The following is an 18,389-nucleotide window of genomic DNA, read 5'->3' as shown; positions in this document are numbered from 1 at the left end:
AATGGTTATTGGTTTCTAAAGTGAATAAAAATTAAAAATTCTTAACCTTCGAATCATCAATGTTAAAGTATCGTATAACACTGTTATAATCACGATAATCTACGTTTGCATTTTTCCCACCTGCAGACGCTGGCACCAGTACCACCCTGAAAGTTTGATTATTTAGAAACTGCGGAGTCGTAGCAATGTCATAATTTCCATTAGCGTAAATCATAATATCATTTCTACTGTAATCAAAATCGTAATCTAATTCATCTCCGTCCATCAAATAAAGTGTTCTGGGAATTGCCTGCCATACGGTTGAACCATCGGAGGTCGCACCTGATTTTCTATAAATTAGAACAACATCTGTACTTACGAGGGGTTTTGTAAAACTTCTGCTAATAAAATATCCATCGGTTGTATTATAAGAAAAATTAACATTGTTAATATCTAAAACCTTTGAATAGGTATCATTATCTTGAACGATTACATCATCGTTTCTGCTATCGCAACTAACCGCTACAAGACTAAAGATGGCCACTAGGATTAAGGTAAAGTATTTTTTCATTTTGATTTTTTTAAAAGATTAATTAACTTTTAGAAGTCAATTAGTATGCCAACATAAAATACTTTTAAAAATTAAAAATTGTATTTTTGTTCACTCCTATTTTATTACAGAATGAAAAACACCATTTATAAAATTTCCTTTATTTTACTTTTCTGCATATTCCTTACCAGCAATGTAAAGGCACAGTATCAACCCCGTAACATTTCTTCTGCTGAGATTAATAAAGCAAATGAATGGGTAGATAAAACGTATCTGTCACTTTCGCAGGACGAAAAACTGGGACAACTTTTTATTGTGGCGCTTTATACCAATAAAGACGAAGCCCACATCAACAATGTTAGAAAAATAGTAAATGATGAAAAAATCGGTGGTTTAATTCTAATGCAGGATGATGCGGAACGAGAAATAAACTTGGTAAATGAGTTTCAGCAAAAATCCAAAATTCCTTTAATGATCGGAATGGATGCAGAATGGGGAGTGTTCCAAAGAATTGCGGCAGCACACAAATTTCCGTGGGCAATGACCCTGGGGGCGATTCAGGATAAAACTTTAATTACCGAAATGGCCGCAAAAATTGCCGAAGACTGCAAGCGAATGGGCATTAACTGGGATTTTGCACCTGTTGTAGATGTAAATACCAATCCCAACAATCCAATTATCGGCAACCGAAGTTTTGGATCCGAAGTTCTCAATGTGGTTAATTCTGCCATGGCCTATTCTAAAGGATTGCAAGACCATAATATCTTGGCAGCAATCAAACATTTTCCCGGACACGGCGACACCGACAAAGATTCTCACCTCGATTTACCGGTAGTTTCACATTCTTTAAAAAGACTTACGGAAATAGAGCTTGCCCCATTCAAAGCATTAATGGATAAAGGAATTGGTGGCGTAATGGTAGCACATTTGTATGTTCCTGCTTTAGAGAAATCAAAAGGAATTCCCGCTTCAGTTTCGAAGGAGGTGATCACTGGAATACTAAAAGAACAATACGGCTATAAAGGTTTGATTATCACCGATGCTTTAAATATGGGTGCAGTTGCCAACAAATTCAAAGCCGGGGAACTAGATGCCATGGCATTTAAAGCGGGGAATGACATTATGCTTTTCTCCCAAGATGTTGCTACAGGAAAAAAATTGATTCAGCAAGCAATCGATCAAAAGGAAATCCCACAAGAGCGCGTTGAAGAAAGTGTCAAGAAGATTCTATTAACAAAATATTATTTAGGCTTAAACCAATATGAACCGAGAAATCCGAAAAACATTAATGAAGATTTAAACAATGCGTCGCATGCGGCAATCGTTCAGAAAATGTATGCCAACGCATTAACATTAATTAAAGATGATAAAAAGCTCCTCCCGTTAAATTGCAATCAAACGTATTATTATGTTCCATTGGAAGAAGCACCTTACCAAACCTTCTTGGAGCAATTAAATCTTAACACGACCATAATTATTAAGAAATCTTCGGAAATTTCTACCATCCCAGCCAATTCTACAGTGATTGTAGGTTTTCACAAAGATAATTCTACGGCTTATAAACCTTATAAAATCTCCGCTGAAAGTAAAAAAATAATTGCAGAACTCACTAAAAATCAAAAGGTAGTACTCAATGTTTTCGGATCTGCTTACGCTTTGCAAGATGTGGATATTTCAAAAATTTCAACGGTTTTAGTGTCTTACGAAAACAATGACGATTCGATGATTGCCACAGCAAAAGCATTCTGCGGGCAAACGAAAATCTGGGGAAAACTGCCCGTTTTAGTGAGTGATCAGTTAAAAGCAGGTATGGGCTTAGAATTAAATCCTTCCTCCCGAATCAACTTGCCCTTCAAAACAATTATAGAATAATTTTAAATTATTGCAATGACAAAAAAAATAAGCATTTTACTGATCGTAATTGTAGTATTTATGCTATTATCTGCTTTTGGCAAGGGAATACATTCAATAAAAATTGGTATCGATTGGAATGGAGATTCAAAAGAAAATGGTTTTGTAACCATCACTAAAAAAGAAAAACAATCCACCCAAGAGGGAAATAAAATTCAAAATTTCGATTTAAATTTTTATGAAAATTCTAAAAAAATAGAAAAATTTTCTATCCAAATTGAAGGATTTGAAAAAAATGCAAAGTGGAGTGCCGAAAGCCCTTTTGTGATCGACAGTCTGCATCAAAAAAAATCATTTGTATTGTTGCATAATGGATTCCCAGCTTGCGGGTATGCTCAAAATTATTTTTTATTCGTGAAAAACATCCGTAATCAAATTCAGAAGTTGGATGAATGGGACACCTATTTTGATGCTCCCTACGGAACGTATCAATCGATCAAACCTATTTCTGAACACTCGTTTTCGCGTGTTACCGTAAGTATTAATGGTTCAGACAAGGAAGTAATCAACGATGAGGAGGAATTTGCAGTCGTAACCAAAAGCGATTCTATAATTTATTATCAAGAAAAAGACAGATGGTTTAAAAAGCACATCACACCAAAAGGATCTATTTTCTGGGAACGTGAAATGAAATTAGATGATGCTTTAAAAATAAAATTATAAAATAGGAGTCTTTTTTTTGCCATAAAAAAAACATTCAAAATAAAAAAAATTAAATGAAAATCGGAATTCTCTGTTATCCCACCTATGGTGGAAGTGGTATTGTTGCTACAGAATTGGGTATGTCATTGGCTGACAAAGGCTATGAGGTACATTTCATCAGTTCAGCTTTGCCTGCGAGATTAGATATTACCAATCCTAATATTTTTTTCCATAAAGTAAACGTTCAGACATATCCACTTTTTCAATATCAACCTTATGATATTGCGCTGTCGTCTATGATTTATCGGGTGGTAAATTTGTATAAACTTGATTTACTGCATGCACATTACGCAATTCCGTACGCCTATGCTGCTTTTACAGCAAAACAAATGTTGAAAGAAGAAGGAAAAGACATTCCTTTAGTTACAACCCTACACGGCACGGATATTACCTTGGTAGGGCAACACCCCAGCTATAAACATGCGGTAGAATTCTCTATTAATCAGTCCGACACCATTACTTCAGTATCTGAAAGCCTTAAGAAAGACACCTTACAATTCTTTAAAATAACTAAAGACATTCAGGTTATTACCAATTTTATTGATAATGATGAATTTAAAACGCAGGAAAATTGCCAACGAAAGCAGTTTGCGACTGATGATGAAAAGATTTTGATTCATGTTTCTAATCTTCGACCGGTAAAACGCGTTGAAGATGTTTTGCAGATTTTTAAGAATGTAAATGCGCGGGTAAAATCCATGTTAATCATCATTGGGGAAGGTCCCGATATGGAAATTATCAACCAGTTTTTAGAAAATCATCCAGATTTAATTGGAAAGGTTCGTTTGCTTGGGAAAGTAAATGATTTGTATAAAATACTACAACTTTCTGATGTCTTTTTACTTCCATCTGAACAAGAAAGCTTCGGCTTGGCTGCCTTGGAGGCGATGGCGGCAGAAACGCCCGTAATCAGCTCCAATGCAGGAGGGATTCCCGAAGTTAACATCCAGGGAGAGACGGGATATTTGGCTGAAATTGGAAATATTGAAGCAATGAGTAATTACACGATTAAACTTTTGAGCGATGAAAATCTTTTGGCCAAAATGAAAAAAAATGCCAAAGAACAAGCGCTACGGTTTGATCTGAAAAATATTCTGCCCGTGTACGAAAAAATGTACGCAAATACACTGGAGAAATTCCAAAAATAGTCTTTTCACCTTTTTTATTCAGAATTTGCTTTGTTACTTTGTAATCAAAGAGTGCTGACCATGAATGAAAAGTTGCTTCAATATTTATGGAATTTCAAAATTTTCAACAGTTTTGATTTCAAAGATGTGGATGGCAATGACGTGGAAATTTTAGATTTCGGGCGTTGGAATTTCGATTCAGGTCCGGATTTTCTTTTTGGAAAAATAAAAACCAATGGTTTAATTATTGCCGGAAATATAGAGCTACATGTAAAATCATCAGACTGGATTTTTCATAAACATTCGGGGAATCCCGAATTTGAAAATATTATTGCACATGTGGTTTTCAGTCACGATGTTGAACTCGAAGAATTTAAAAATAAAAACGTTCTCACCCTTGAATTAAAAGATTATATCGATGAAAACGTAATCTCTAAGTATGCAACTTTACTGCAGGAAACCCAATTTATTCCCTGCGAAAAAATTTTTAATCCTAATGACCTGCCCATCAATTTTCATGAAGAAACTTTATTGAAAAAACTGGATTTAAAATCCATTGAAATAGAGGAATCTCTTAAACTTCATCAAAATAATTATGAAGCTTTGTTATTTGCACAATTGGCATACGCATTTGGACTAAAGGTGAACGCACTGATTTTTAAACAATTAGCAGAAAGTATTGATTATACTATTTTCAATAAAATCCGACAGGATCAAACGCAGTTAGAAGCACTTTTTTTTGGCATCTGTGGCTGGCTCGTAAAACCTACCGATGAACAAATGCAAATATGGAAAAGAGAATTTGAATTTATTAAACGTAAACATCAACTCCCAGAATTCTATATTTATCCAAAGTTTTCAAAATTAAGACCTCCTAATTTTCCAACGATCCGGCTGTCACAATTGGCTTCCTTGTATCATCAGAACCAAAATCTATTTTCAAAACTAATCAATGCGAAAACCATCGACGAAATTTACAAGCTTTTTCAAAAAGTAAAAGCCAGTGAATATTGGGATCAACGGTTTAATTTTGGTAAAATATCAACGGTATACGGCGAGAAAACCTTGACAACAGATTTCATTGAGCTGATATTAATTAACGCTATTTTGCCCGTAAAATATGCATATCATAAAAATACCAATGAAGATATTCCCGATGAAATCTTAACGATATACCAACATATTTCACCAGAGAAAAACACCATTATCGAGCAGTGGAAAGACCTCCACTTGAAGCCGAAAAATGCGCTCGAATCACAATCTCTTCTTTTTCATTACCGCAATTACTGCGCAAAAAAAGAATGTTTACGTTGCAGTATCGGCGTGCGATTAATGAATACTTGAGCCCTATTCTAAAAATGTGATACATTTCATTCGGAACGATTCCCGATTGATGTTTATTAACCTTAATTTTGTACGGAAATTAAAAAATAGAGAAGATGTTTGATTGGTTAAAATTACTTTTATTGCCTGGCGATGTGCCTACAGTAACGCAATCTATTGTTGCCATAATGCTAGCGATTGGCACCGGTGTTTTTTTCGGACGACTGAAACTAGGAAAAATATCATTTGGCGTTTCGGCGGTGATGTTTACCGGCTTAATTTTAGGGCATTTCGGTTACAGAATTCAACCGGGTATCTTGGATTTTATTCGAGATTTTGGTTTAATTCTTTTCGTGTATGGAATAGGATTACAAGTTGGGCCTTCTTTTTTCTCTTCATTTCGAAATGAAGGATTAAAATTTAATATTCTGGCCGTTTCTACTGTACTTTTGGGTGGGATAATTACCATTGGCCTTTTTTACTTAACCGATCTTAAAATCGAAGATTTAGTCGGAATCATGAGTGGTTCCGTTACAAACACTCCTGGTTTGGGTGCGGCAAAAAATACGATTGAAGAAATCACCAATTCATTTCCTGACAAAAAATTCGGAGATCCGACCATTGGATATGCCATCACTTATCCATTAGGTGTTTTTGGGATTATCGCAACAATTATTGTTTCTAAACTCTTGCTAAAGATTAATCCAGAGGAAGAAATGAAAAAATTTCGACTCGCAAAAATAAACCGCGAACTCCCTTTGGTTCATAAGAAAGTACGAATTACCAATCCTGAATATTTTGGGAAAACATTGCATCAGACTATAAAAGATTTCGGCAGAGAGATTGTTATTTCACGATTGAAACACAGTGGAAGCAAGGTCGTAAAATCCCCTACAATGGATATTCAATTACAGGATCGAGATGTTCTAATGCTCGTTGGGCTAGAAAAAGATGTAGATGATTTCACTGCTATTGTGGGGCGGCCATCATCCGATTTATTCATTGAGTCTGAAAAACAAATCATGAAGAAAAACATCTTCGTGACCAATGCAAAAGTTATCCACAAAAAGCTTTCAGAATTAGACCTGTACAACACCTATGATTTAAAAGTGACCCGTGTTTTCAGAGCAGGCCGAGAAATTTTGCCAAGACCATCTTTGGAATTATTTTACGGTGATAAGTTACGCGTCATCGGATCAGAGGACGCCATCGAAGAAGTAGAAAAAATAATTGGCAACTCTGAAAAAAAATTATTAGAACCCGATTTTCTATCGTTATTTGGCGGGTTATTGTTAGGGGTTATTTTAGGCTCCATCCCGATTGTAATCCCAAGTCTACCCGTTCCGATTAAGTTGGGATTTGCGGCAGGACCCTTAATTGTAGCTCTTTTAATTTCGCGTTATGGCGGGATTGCCTTTATACATTCTTATATTAATAATGGAGCAACCTATTTCATGAAAGATTTTGGTATTTGCCTTTTCTTTGCTGCAGTTGGAATTCATGCAGGTGATGGTTTTTACGACAATTTCATTCAGTATAATGGTTGGATGTGGTTATTGTATGGGTGCGCAATTACCTTTATTCCTTTAATTTTAATGGTGATTATCGGTCGGTTTATTATGAAAATCAATTTCCTTCAATTGGTCGGAATCATGAGTGGAAGTTATACCGATCCGGCTGCACTTTCCTTTAGTACAAACTATTTAGATTCGGATATTCCGATTCAAACGTACGCTCAGGTTTATCCACTGGTGACCATATTCCGAATATTCGTGGCGAGTTTGCTTATTTTAATTTTTAGTTAGGGGATTTTTAACGTACTGAAGTTTTTAAATCCGATCGACATTTAGAAAGTTTACTGAATTTATTTTCGGTAAACTTTTTTAGTATTGAACACAAAAAAACAACCTCAATGAGATTGCTTTAGGGTACATATTTAAAAAAATATTATTTCGTTTCTGGGGCGTTATCTGGAAAACGCTGTTGCGTAAATTCTCTTGAAATCGCTGCTTTTTCAAACTTCAATTTTCCAGAAAGGGTTTCGATTACTACGCCATCTTCCTGTATTTGCGCGATTCTACCGTGCATACCCGAAGTGGTCACTATTCTACTCCCTACTTTCAATTCAGATTGAAAGTTTTTCTCTTGTTTAGATTTTTTCATTTGCGGACGAATCATCAGGAAATAAAACCCAACGAACATCAATCCCATCATCACCAAAGTAGGCATCATAGTGCCTTCGCCAGCTGCTGCTTGTAAAAATATTGTTATCATTATAATTGTTTAATTTAATTTAAGGTTGAATATCTGCTGAGAAGGTCAGCACAATTGGTGCTTTCTCAATGTTTGCGAACACTTCCGCTTGCTTATGAACCAACCCATCAAAACTGGATGAATCAAATTTCAAAGTGATTTTTCCCTTCTGTCCGGGCAAAATAGGTTCTTTCGTATAATCAGGAACTGTACAACCACAGCCAGGTTTCACTTGCGAAATGATCAAAGGATTTTCGCCCGTATTGGTAATTTCGTATACATGTTCTTTATGCGCTCCTTTTTTCATCTTCCCAAAATCAAAATGTGCTTCAGATAAAGCGATGTTGGTTAGTGGTTTCGACTGGGCTTCTTTCACCATATCTTCTGCCGAAGCGATCACAGGTGCAGCATCCTGAGCAACTTCATCTTCAATGATGAGCTGGTCTGCAGTTTGGTCTTTTTTGCAGCTAACTAAAGCTAAAGCAACCACAATCGGTGCTATTTTAATAAAACTTCTCATATTAACTTCTGTTTAAATCTTTCGTGTATTTATCTAAAATCCCATTGATAAAAATGTTGGAACGATCGGTAGAAAACACTTTAGAAATCTCGATATACTCATTGATGATAACTCTTCCTGGAGTTAAAGGGAAATAATCGAGTTCTGTAATCCCCGAGATCAAAATAATTTTGTCCATCAAAGAAATTCGCGACAAATCCCAGTTTTCTAATCTCCCTTCAAGTTTTTTCTCATTTTCTTCCCAATGGTTTAGGGATTCTTTCAAGAGTTTACGAGCGAAGTCACGATCATCTTCATCTTTAATCATTTTAATTAAAGTGTGGCTCGGTTCATTTTCTTTGAAAAACCCAATGGTTTTCTGCATCATCGAGTTTGCGATATGAAAATCATCCGACCAACTGAGTTCTTTTTCCTCAAGATGTTCATGAAAGTCATCATTCTCTGCGATATATCTTAAAAATAATTTTCCGATAAATTTTTGATCTGCTTCAAACGAATGGCCTTCTTCTTGCATAAAATCCTGATACCGTTTACCGGCCGACATTCTTTGAAAAGTTTTCACCAAGAGTTCATCATACGCTTCCCACTTTAACTCTTGATGTTTAGAAGTGAATGAAAGACGCTCCTCATTCTCTTCTAATTTAATTAAAACCTGATTGTTGATGAATTTTTGATTGGGATTGATTTCCTTATCGGTTTGGATGTACTTATGCTTCCCGATTTCAATTTGTCTTTCTGCTAAATCTTTCAGCGCAACTAAAAAATTAAGTTGGTAAATGTAAAGATGATAGATTTTATCGATTTCTGAGAACATATTCTTCTCTAATATATCGAATTTAATGGGATTTTGATAATATGAATACAACGATTCTACTACCTTTTCACGAATTTGTCTTCTTCCTAACATTTCAAAGAGCTTTTATGCGTGCAAAGATAATAAAATTGTCGGAAGTTGAGAATTTTAAGACACACTTCTACAAAAGTATCACTTGGGCTGAATGGTAAAAACAATAAAACCTGCAGATTTAAAAAATTACCAATTTTCAATTTCTTACTTTTGCATAGGTTAATCTGCGCTTAAACTGTGGGCAACCGAAAGATATTTTATGAACGCACTCAAAACTCTTAATCCTTACTTCTGGAAACATAGAACCCTTTTATTTTGGGGATTTTTATTCATTATTGCCAGTAATTTTTTCAATATTTTTAAGGTTCAGTTTGTTGGAAAATCGATTGACCAAATTGCAAAAACAAATTCCTTAGGCTTCAACAAACAAGTCTTAATTTATGTAGGAATCATTGTAGGCTCTTCACTATTGACGGGCTTTTTCACCTTCATGATGCGACAAACCATCATTGTTGCATCCAGAAAAATTGAATATGAACTCAAAAATAAAATATACAATCATTACCAGGAATTGTCCTTAACCGATTTTAAGAGAACCACCATCGGGGATTTGATGAACCGACTTAGTGAGGATGTTGTCGCGGTGCGAATGTACCTTGGACCGGGTGTAATGTATGTGGTGAATTTACTTATTTTATTGATTATCACGAGTATTTACATGCTCAACACCAACGTAGAAATGACATTCTGGTCACTGCTTCCACTGCCTATTCTTTCTTTTCTAATTTATAAAGTAAGCTCGATCATTAATAAAAAATCGAAAATTATGCAGAAAAGCCAATCTGCGATTTCGACTTTTGTACAGGACAGTTTCTCCGGAATCAGGGTGGTGAAATTTTTTGCTAAAGAAAGCTATATCGAAAAAAGCTACGGAATGAAGGTGAAAGATTATCAAGACAAATCGCTGGATCTGGCAAAAACGGAGGCGTATTTTTTCACCATCATTCTTTTTGTAATCGGTTTATTAAATGTAGTAATTTTGTTAATCGGTGGTCAGAAATATATGGCTGACGAACTCTCGGTTGGCAAGATTGCTGATTTCTTTTTATACATTAATATTTTAATTTTCCCTTTTTCAATGGTGGGCTGGGTCACTTCTGTTAATCAAAGAGCCGAAGCATCAATGGCGAGAATTAATGAATTTCTGGATATGAAAACCGACATTATTAACACCAATACTAACGTGTACCCCATTAAAGGTGATATCGAATTTAGAAATGTTTCTTATGTTTATCCAAACACAGGAATCAAAGCACTTGACAATTTAAGTTTTAAAATTGAAGCTGGTAAATCTCTTGCGATAATGGGAAAAACCGGTAGTGGAAAATCTACGATTGCCCTTTTACTCTGCCGTTTAATCGAACCAAGTGAAGGCGAAATCCTCGTAGATGGTAAGAATTTGAAAGATCATAATCTGGAAAATTACCGCAACTTCATCGGGTATATTCCACAGGAAAGTTTCCTTTTTTCTGATACGATTGAAAACAACATTGGTTTTGCTATCGATAAACCTTCTCATAAACTTGTTGAAGAATATGCAAAAAAAGCCGATGTTCATAAAAACATCATCGATTTTAAAGACCAATACAAAACGATGGTTGGCGAACGTGGCGTTATGCTTTCTGGGGGACAAAAACAGAGAATCTGCATTGCGCGGGCTTTAATTAAAGAACCAACGATCTTAATTTTCGACGACTCCTTATCAGCTTTAGATACAGAAACAGAGGAAAACATTCTTCAAAATATTGAAAATGAAATTCAGAATTGCACTTCAATCATTATTACGCACCGTGAAAGCAGTGCAAAACGCGCAGATAAACTCCTAAATCTGACCCCGCTAGAAAGTGATAATCTGAACTAATTCACCTGATCCTTAGCAATTAACTGTATTTTTTTGTAAATAATTAAAAATAAATTCTTCATTTAAAAGAAATCTTTTATATTTGTTACACAACATTTCAAAAATAGCTACAAATGAGTGATTACAAGGAACGCCATGAAAACGAAATTTTCACCAAGGTGTTGAAGGCAGGAAGAAGAACGTACTTCTTTGATGTGAGAGAGACCAAAGCGGGAGATTATTATTTAACCATTACCGAAAGTAAAAAGAACTTTGGTGAGAACGGAGAAGCAAGTTTTGAGAAACATAAAATCTATCTGTATAAAGAAGATTTTAAGAGCTTCGAAGAAATGTTTAAAGAGTCTACAGATTTCATTATCGGTCAAAAAGGTGAAGATGTAATTTCTGAAAGACATGACAAAGACTACAAATCAAAATCGTTTACGATCGAATCAGACGATGAAATTTAACCTGATCACCATAAAAACAAAAGCATTCAAAAATAATGAATGCTTTTTTTTGCCTACAAACTAGGCCACATTCTACACCAAAAAAAAGAAAATAAAAAAACGCATTGATAATCAATGCGTTTTAACTTGGGTGGATGATGGGTCTCGAACCCACGACCTTCGGTACCACAAACCGACGTTCTAACCAACTGAACTACAACCACCGTTTCAGAGTGCAAATATAAGATTTTTCGATATACTACAAAATTATTCCATCAAAATTTTTGAAAGCAAGCAACTTTTCTGTTGTAAATCCTTCTGCGTAGTCTACGCCAGACAATCGACCCAGATCCTGCGCTCTGTAGGTAAGGCTTTCTAGAAAATCCTTTGACGCAATTGGAGTCATCGGTTCCTGGGAATCTGGATCATAAAATTGTGTTTTATACGCAAGGCAAGCTTCAATTTTCTTGAACATAAACTCGGAAATATCTACCACGAAGTCTGGTGTGATGTGTTTCCATTGAATATAGTTGAAAATTTGTTTAGGTCGCCAAGGTTTTTGAGAGAGGTTTTCGAGTGAGGTTTCTATTTTAACAAGACCAGAAAGAAAACAAGCATCCGAAACTAATTTCGCTGCTTTTGCATGATCGGGATGGCGGTCATCAATCGAATTAGCAAAAACGATTTCCGGTTGATATTTCCGAATCATTTTCACGATTTGAATTTGCGATTCTTCGGAATTCAAAAGAAACCCGTCTTTCATTTTTAAATTAACGCGATCAGAAATCCCCAAAATTTTTGAAGCAGTGGCAGCCTCCTCTGCTCTGGTAACATTGGACCCCCGCGTGCCTAGTTCACCTTGTGTTAAATCAACAATAGCAATGGTCTTTCCTTCTGAAATAAGTTTTGCTAAAGTTCCGCCGCATCCTAATTCTACATCATCAGGATGCGCTCCAATTGCTAAAATATCTACTTTCATATTCCCGAAATTTATTTAAAATAGTGATAAATCGTAGTTAAAAACTGGGCGTAAGACTGCTCCAGTCTTATGATGTCACCAGATTTGAAATTGATTCCCGGCTTATTATCATCATTAGAATTTACCGCTAAGCCAGAAAGTTGAAAATACTGAACCGGTTGGTTTTGCTGGGCAGCAATTTTTATGGTTGAACCCAGTAGTTTTCGCGTTGAGATCGTATAAATTTCGCCTGCATCTAGATTAATTTTTGTGTAGGACCTTGGCTCAAAATCTTTTTTATCTCTATTAATGGAGATGGTTTGCTTTTTATAAGGCGACGAAATAAAGTACACCGTGTTTTCTTCTTTAGGAAAATCTGAAAGTTGCACATAAAACAAACTCAGCTTATAATGACTCGGCTCAAATTTGGTTAGACTCCCATCAACCTCTTCAAAAGGCTTCCAAGAAAAAGCGTTGGCACCGATTTCTTTGGCTTTTTTGTAAATCATTCCGAATACTTTGGCATCTTGCTCAGAAAAACCCTGAACTTCAACTTCGCCTAAATAATCAGCGGCAGTCGTTTCGGGATTAATTTTATAAAAAACTTTATCATCGTTTGTGTGTGTTTTCACCACTTTGTTCAACACTACATTTTGACCGAATAACACGGTTGACAATAATGCTAAGTTTAATAAAAGGATTTTTTTCATTCGTTGGTTTTTTCTAAAATTTCAAGGCAATCTTGCAGGGAAATTTCCCAATGGATTGGTTCGATTTGGTACACCTCTTCTATTTTATCCAAAGCCATAGTGCTTCGTTTCGGTCGTTTTGCCGGCGTTGGAAACTCTGCGGTGGTGATGGGATTCAATTTAATCTTGGAGCCTGAAAATTCAGCAATTTTCGAAGCGAAATCATACCAGGTTGTTTCCGAATAATTTGAAAAATGAAAAATGCCAAAGACTTTTGGATCCGATTCAATAATTTTCAGCACGGCCTTGGCTAAATCGTTGGCATTGGTAGGCTGACCAAATTGATCGGCAACAATTCCCAGTTCGTCTTTCACTGCAAATAATTCAAGCATGGTCTTTACAAAATTCTTATTGAATTCTGAATACAACCAAGAAGTTCTGAGGATGATCGTTCGTGGGTTATTTTCAAGTGCCAGTTCTTCTCCTTTTAATTTAGATGCTCCATAAACACCTTGTGGATTGGTAAAATTATCTTCTGAATAGGAAATATTCGTGTCGCCATCAAAAACATAATCGGTAGAAATGTGAATTAAAGTTGTATTCGAGTTTTTACAAGCTTCCGAAATGTTTGCAACTCCTACGGCATTTACAGCAAAAGCTTTATCAACTTCTTTTTCAGCTAAATCAACGGTGGTATATGCAGCAGCATTAACACAAAATTGCGGCTGAAATTCATCCAAAAAATTTTCAACCGCGCGAGAATCAGTAATGTTTAATTCCTGCGAGTCTGCAAATTTGAATTCGAATTGAGTTTCAAAATCAGCTGCTAATTTTTTAAAACAATTACCCAGTTGACCATTGCTGCCAATAACGAGAATTTTTTTCATCAATTTGCTTTTTTATTTTGTTTTCTGAAATGGGATACGCGGCTTTTAAAATCCTTTTCTTCTAAATCTACTAAAAATCTTTCAAATAATCTTTTCGTATCCACCGGATGAACCTCAGATTTACGTGTTTTCATGTTGAAGTAAATTACAGACATCCATAATACGCTGTGAATGGTTTTACCGTCTGCGCTTTTCATTAGAATCTCGACTTTAGAAAGGCGATCACCCACTTCGATCGTTTTGCTAGAAATAAGCACTTTTGCATTATAACGAACTTCTTTTAAATAAGCGATTTCATTTTGAATCGTGATCCAAGTGCAACCTGTTTTGCGTGTATATTCCTCATAAGTAAAGCCATAACCCGATTCTACGTGATCTTCTCTGGCATTGAGCATGTACTCTAAATATTTTACATTGTTGAGGTGTCCGATTGGATCGCAGTCACTGAAACGGATTCTCGACTCACTTGAAATTTCTTTTTGCATGGTACAAAATTAAAAAAACCATCCCAGATTATTGGGATGGTTTGGGATAATAAAATAATCTCTTAAAGTCCTAATTCTTTTTTCACTGCTGCAGTCGCATCTGGACCACCTTTGTAGATTAAAGCACCTGAGTCGATAATAAATTCGTACCCACTTGCTTTGGCCACTTTTTCTACTGCTTTGTTCAATTTTTCGATGATTGGTTTAACCGCTGCATCTCTCCTTTGAGCTAAATCGTTTTGAGCTGTAGCTTGAATTTGCTGTAAATTTTGTTGTTTTTTCTGAAGCTCAGCTTCTTTAGCGGTTCTTTGCGCTTCTGTCATTTTAGGACCGTCTACTTGCTGATATTGCTGTACTTCTTTTTGAAATGCGTCTGCTTGTTTACCTAATTCCTCCCCTTTAGTTTTACTAAAAGCTTCTAATTCAGTTGTCATTTTTTTCGTTTCTGGCATTACAGCTAACACTGCTTCATAATCCATACTTGCAACTTTTTGCGCTTTTGCAACTCCTACGGTTACAAACATCAATATTGCTGCAAATAATACACTTAATTTTTTCATAATTGGGGATAAATTAATTTATAGTTGTTTTGTTTATCGTTTCTTTTCTCTCTTTTACATCAGACGCTTCATTTGATCTTTCTTTCATTTTATTCATTCGATCATTTTTTTGGTCTAAAATATTTCTTTTATTTTTTTCTTCCTGCTCCATCTTTTTAACAGGCGAATTTTTCAGCAGTAAATCTAACACTTTATCTGTATAATCATATCTTTTATCAAGAAAAATTACACTGATGTTATTGCTTTTATCAAGAACTATGCCCAAAGTATTTTTCTCTGAAACCGTCTTAATTGCGCCCCATATAAGATCCTGAAAAGGTTTGGTGAGATTTGAGCGCGCGTTGTTTATTTCGCCCAATGATCCAAAACGATTATTAATCATCGCCTTGATTTTTTTGTCTAAATCATCTACTTCTTTTTGACGGACTTTCAGCTGATCGCCGATCAAAAGAACTTTTTCATTTTCAAGGGTTGCCTTCTTTTTTTCAAATTCTGTTTGCAAAGTTTGAATTTCGTTCTGCCAACTGGTAATCTGCTGATTGAGTCTGGCTTCTGCCTCGGCGTACTGAGGCAATTTACTAAGGATATAATTGGTGTCAACTACTCCTATTTTCTGCGCTGTGGCAGTGGCTGCAAAGGTGAGCAGAAATACGAATACGAATTGAAACTTTTTCATAGGTAATACTTTTATAATGATTGGTTCATCAAGAAGTGTGTTTTCCAACCGGCAGGTTCTGTTCCGATGAGGGTTTTATCAAATCCGTATGCGAAATCAAATCCTATCAGACCGAAAGCCCCCATATAAACTCTAATCCCAACCCCCGCTGAACGCTTCAGTTGGAATGGATTATACGTGCCGAATGAATTATAGGCATTCCCTCCTTCTAGGAAAGAAAGTGCATAAATCTTCGCTGTTTGATTCATCGAAATTGGATAACGCAATTCTAATGCAAATCTGTTGTAGATCGTTGCTCCACCGTAAGGAGTTACATCCTCAAGTGTTCCTCCGGTAGAAGAAGCATTTTCATATCCACGTAGTGGCACCAATTCTCGACCATCATATCTGCCACCAAAAAGACCCGTTCCACCAACGTAGAATCTTTCAAAAGGCGGTGCGCCCAGTTCACTCTTATATCCATTAAGGAAGCCCATTTCAGCGGTACTTCTTAAAACTAATTTTCCTACGACCGTATTGTAGATATCGGCTTTCATTTTAATTTTATAAAACTCTAACCATTTATATTTTTCGATCGCCGGCATATTTGCATAATCTTTATCGCTAAAGAGTGAGTACGGTGGCGTAAATTTAATCGAGGCTTCAATATTAGAACCTTGTGTTGGGAAAATTGGATCTAACCCAGCTGAGTTTCTGCTTAAGCCCACATTGAAACTAAAGTTCTTCGCCGAGCCATAATACTCGGTCGCATTCCCAAACTGGAAAGGATAGTTTTCGAAATCATAACTTTGATACTGTATTCCAGTGTAGAGAGAGAAATAATCATCTGGCCATCTTAAAAGTCTATTTAACCCCGCACTTGCTGAGAAAATATTTAATTTTTGTGTTAATCCAAATTGATCGGTATAGCGAACCAAAGACTGATTAAGTCCTACTGAAAGTGCAGTGGGTCTTGTTCCGAACAACCAAGGCTCGGTAAATGAAATCCCATAATTCTGGAAGAATTGACCGGCTTGCGCTTGGATTGATAAGGTTTGCCCATCACCTTGTGGAACAGGTTTGAAATCTTTTAATTTTAAGAAGTTTCTCAAAGAGAAGTTGTTAAAAGTTAGTCCAAGCGTTCCGATAAATGAACCGCCTCCGTAACCTGCTTGTAACTGTACTTGTGAAGAGCCTTTCTCAACCAGAGTCCAATGTACATCTACGGTATTATCTTGAGGGTTTGGCGTGATTTGTTGCCCCACTTGTTGCGGGTCAAAAAACTGCATTCCTGCTAAATCAAAATAGGTTCTTTTGATATCGCTTTTGGCAAATAAACTTCCTGGTTTGGTTCTTAAAGAACGAAGGACTACGTGGTCATGGGTTGTGGTATTACCGCTCCAGGTTACGCGGTTCCAGGTTGCTTTTTCACCTTCATTAATTCTAATCTCCAGGTTAATAGAATCTCCCTTTACTGATTTTTCAATCGGGGTAACGTTCGAGAACAAATAACCATTGTTCATGTAAATGGATTTGATGTCGGAATCATCTTCCTTTCCACCATCTTCACCAACTTTTTTGTTAAATCCAACGGCATCATAAATATCACCTGTTTTGTAGCCCAAGACCTTTTGTAAGTCATCGGTCGAAAAGGCGGTATTTCCTAAGAAATTAACATCGCCGATGTAGTATTTTTTACCTTCGGAGAGTTTGACATTAATTTCATATTGATTTTTAGGATTTCTCCAAACGGAATCGGAAACGATTTGTGCATCACGGAATCCTAGTGATCGGTAATAGTTAATCAGGTTACCCTTATCATCATTGTATTTATCTTCGATAAATTTCGAGGGTTTCAAGATTGCTTTAATTCCGAAACTTTTCTGCTTGGTATCTTTAAAAGCTTTTTTTCGAAGTTTTTTATCAGAAATATTTTCGTTGCCTTCAAACTCGATATGACTGATTTTAATTTTTCTGCCTTTATCTACGGTGATGGTCCAATCGACTAAATTAGGATCGCCTGCGTTCACTTGATCTTGGATGGTCACTTTGGCATCAGCAAAACCTTTTTTAATATACTCTTGCGGAATATTGGTTTTGAGTGTCGAAATTAAATTCTGGGTAATTTTAGTCCCAGGCTTTAGATTATTGTCTTTCGCTAGTTTTTCACTTTTCGATTTTCCGATGCCTTTGCCTTTAAACTTAACCTCTCCCAAATCTTTTAAATCTTGTAGGTTAAATCGCAGTACTACCTGATCGCCTTCGAGGCTTTCGATATAAACTTCAACTTCAGAGAAGGATTGTGTTTCCCACAATTTCTTAATTGCGTTGCTAATTTTTTGTCCTGGAATTTCTACGCTTTCGTTTTTATTAAGACCTGTAAATCTTAAAATCTGGGCAGCGGTATATTTTTTCACACCATCAACGACAATGTCTTTCAGGATATAAGTTCCTGCTTCGTCTTGAGCGTGAACAGGATTATTTTCCTGGGTGTTTTGCGATGGCGTAATCTGACCATAAAAATGGGCTGAGGCCACAAACATGATGATGGGTAAGAATTTAAACTTCATTTTTTATCTTGCTAACTATTTCTT

18 protein-coding genes and 1 tRNA gene are annotated in these 18,389 nt (G+C 35.9%); 7 read left to right on the top strand and 12 right to left on the bottom strand.

Annotated features, from left to right (window positions below):
- Window positions 1–31: 31 nt before the first annotated feature.
- Window positions 32–550, bottom strand: a complete 519-nt coding sequence (locus QWY78_RS04350; RefSeq protein WP_290216959.1) for a hypothetical protein — start codon at window positions 548–550, stop codon at window positions 32–34.
- A 111-nt stretch (window positions 551–661) separates the two neighbouring features.
- Between QWY78_RS04350 and QWY78_RS04345 the strand changes: the two genes are divergently transcribed.
- The 5 genes from QWY78_RS04345 (at window position 662) to QWY78_RS04325 (ending at window position 7,397) form a co-directional block, all read left to right on the top strand.
- Complete coding sequence (locus QWY78_RS04345) at window positions 662–2,401, top strand: glycoside hydrolase family 3 protein (RefSeq protein ID WP_290216958.1); 1,740 nt, start codon at window positions 662–664, stop codon at window positions 2,399–2,401.
- A gap of 15 nt (window positions 2,402–2,416) precedes the next feature.
- Entirely contained in the window at window positions 2,417–3,103 is a 687-nt protein-coding gene (locus QWY78_RS04340; protein ID WP_290216956.1) for a hypothetical protein, read from the top strand.
- A gap of 53 nt (window positions 3,104–3,156) precedes the next feature.
- The gene (gene bshA, locus QWY78_RS04335; RefSeq protein ID WP_290216955.1) at window positions 3,157–4,290 is read left to right on the top strand and encodes an N-acetyl-alpha-D-glucosaminyl L-malate synthase BshA; all 1,134 of its coding nucleotides are present in this window, start codon (window positions 3,157–3,159) and stop codon (window positions 4,288–4,290) included.
- 60 nt (window positions 4,291–4,350) lie between these two features.
- A complete protein-coding gene (locus tag QWY78_RS04330) occupies window positions 4,351–5,613 on the top strand; it encodes a DUF2851 family protein (protein WP_290216953.1) in 1,263 nt (420 codons plus the stop codon).
- Window positions 5,614–5,708: 95 nt separating this feature from the next.
- Entirely contained in the window at window positions 5,709–7,397 is a 1,689-nt protein-coding gene (locus QWY78_RS04325; protein WP_290216951.1) for a putative transporter, read from the top strand.
- Between the two features lie 142 nt (window positions 7,398–7,539).
- Here the strand turns inward: QWY78_RS04325 and yajC are convergent, their stop codons facing one another.
- From yajC to nusB, 3 genes are read right to left on the bottom strand one after another with little or no spacing between them, the layout of a single operon-like run.
- A complete protein-coding gene (gene yajC / locus QWY78_RS04320; RefSeq protein WP_290216950.1) occupies window positions 7,540–7,866 on the bottom strand; it encodes a preprotein translocase subunit YajC in 327 nt (108 codons plus the stop codon).
- Window positions 7,867–7,885: 19 nt separating this feature from the next.
- The gene (locus QWY78_RS04315) at window positions 7,886–8,365 is read right to left on the bottom strand and encodes a DUF1573 domain-containing protein (RefSeq protein ID WP_290216948.1); all 480 of its coding nucleotides are present in this window, start codon (window positions 8,363–8,365) and stop codon (window positions 7,886–7,888) included.
- A 1-nt stretch (window position 8,366) separates the two neighbouring features.
- Window positions 8,367–9,272, bottom strand: coding sequence for a transcription antitermination factor NusB (gene nusB / locus QWY78_RS04310; RefSeq protein ID WP_290216946.1), 906 nt, complete (start codon window positions 9,270–9,272; stop codon window positions 8,367–8,369).
- A gap of 199 nt (window positions 9,273–9,471) precedes the next feature.
- Between nusB and QWY78_RS04305 the strand changes: the two genes are divergently transcribed.
- Together QWY78_RS04305 and QWY78_RS04300 are read left to right on the top strand one after the other, a co-directional pair.
- Entirely contained in the window at window positions 9,472–11,133 is a 1,662-nt protein-coding gene (locus QWY78_RS04305; RefSeq protein WP_290216944.1) for an ABC transporter ATP-binding protein, read from the top strand.
- A gap of 113 nt (window positions 11,134–11,246) precedes the next feature.
- On the top strand, window positions 11,247–11,582 hold the full coding sequence (locus tag QWY78_RS04300) for a DUF3276 family protein (protein ID WP_290216942.1): 336 nt from the start codon (window positions 11,247–11,249) through the stop codon (window positions 11,580–11,582).
- A gap of 129 nt (window positions 11,583–11,711) precedes the next feature.
- On the opposite strand, the gene QWY78_RS04295 is transcribed toward QWY78_RS04300, so the two are convergent.
- The 8 genes from QWY78_RS04295 to QWY78_RS04260 all read right to left on the bottom strand — a co-directional run bounded on the left by QWY78_RS04295 (window position 11,712) and on the right by QWY78_RS04260 (window position 18,365).
- Window positions 11,712–11,785, bottom strand: a tRNA-His gene (locus tag QWY78_RS04295).
- Between the two features lie 35 nt (window positions 11,786–11,820).
- Window positions 11,821–12,540, bottom strand: coding sequence for a bacillithiol biosynthesis deacetylase BshB1 (bshB1, locus tag QWY78_RS04290; RefSeq protein WP_290216940.1), 720 nt, complete (start codon window positions 12,538–12,540; stop codon window positions 11,821–11,823).
- An 11-nt stretch (window positions 12,541–12,551) separates the two neighbouring features.
- Window positions 12,552–13,229: a hypothetical protein gene (locus QWY78_RS04285; protein ID WP_290216938.1), complete on the bottom strand. Its 678-nt coding sequence runs from the start codon at window positions 13,227–13,229 to the stop codon at window positions 12,552–12,554.
- A complete protein-coding gene (gene rfbD, locus QWY78_RS04280; RefSeq protein ID WP_290216935.1) occupies window positions 13,226–14,095 on the bottom strand; it encodes a dTDP-4-dehydrorhamnose reductase in 870 nt (289 codons plus the stop codon). Before rfbD ends, QWY78_RS04285 begins: the two co-directional genes overlap by 4 nt.
- Window positions 14,095–14,580 carry an acyl-CoA thioesterase gene (locus QWY78_RS04275; RefSeq protein WP_290216933.1) on the bottom strand — a complete coding sequence of 162 codons (486 nt, stop codon included), beginning with the start codon at window positions 14,578–14,580 and terminating at the stop codon, window positions 14,095–14,097. The genes rfbD and QWY78_RS04275 overlap by 1 nt, the downstream gene beginning before the upstream one ends.
- Window positions 14,581–14,642: 62 nt before the next feature.
- On the bottom strand, window positions 14,643–15,140 hold the full coding sequence (locus tag QWY78_RS04270) for an OmpH/Skp family outer membrane protein (protein ID WP_290216931.1): 498 nt from the start codon (window positions 15,138–15,140) through the stop codon (window positions 14,643–14,645).
- Window positions 15,141–15,153: 13 nt separating this feature from the next.
- Entirely contained in the window at window positions 15,154–15,816 is a 663-nt protein-coding gene (locus QWY78_RS04265; RefSeq protein ID WP_290216930.1) for an OmpH/Skp family outer membrane protein, read from the bottom strand.
- An 11-nt stretch (window positions 15,817–15,827) separates the two neighbouring features.
- Complete coding sequence (locus tag QWY78_RS04260; RefSeq protein ID WP_290216928.1) at window positions 15,828–18,365, bottom strand: BamA/OMP85 family outer membrane protein; 2,538 nt, start codon at window positions 18,363–18,365, stop codon at window positions 15,828–15,830.
- Between the last annotated feature and the right edge of the window lie 24 nt (window positions 18,366–18,389).

The organism is Kaistella yonginensis (genome assembly GCF_030409525.1).
Taxonomy (GTDB): Bacteria; Bacteroidota; Bacteroidia; order Flavobacteriales; family Weeksellaceae; genus Kaistella; species Kaistella yonginensis.
This window is presented reverse-complemented; position numbering and strand designations above follow the sequence as displayed.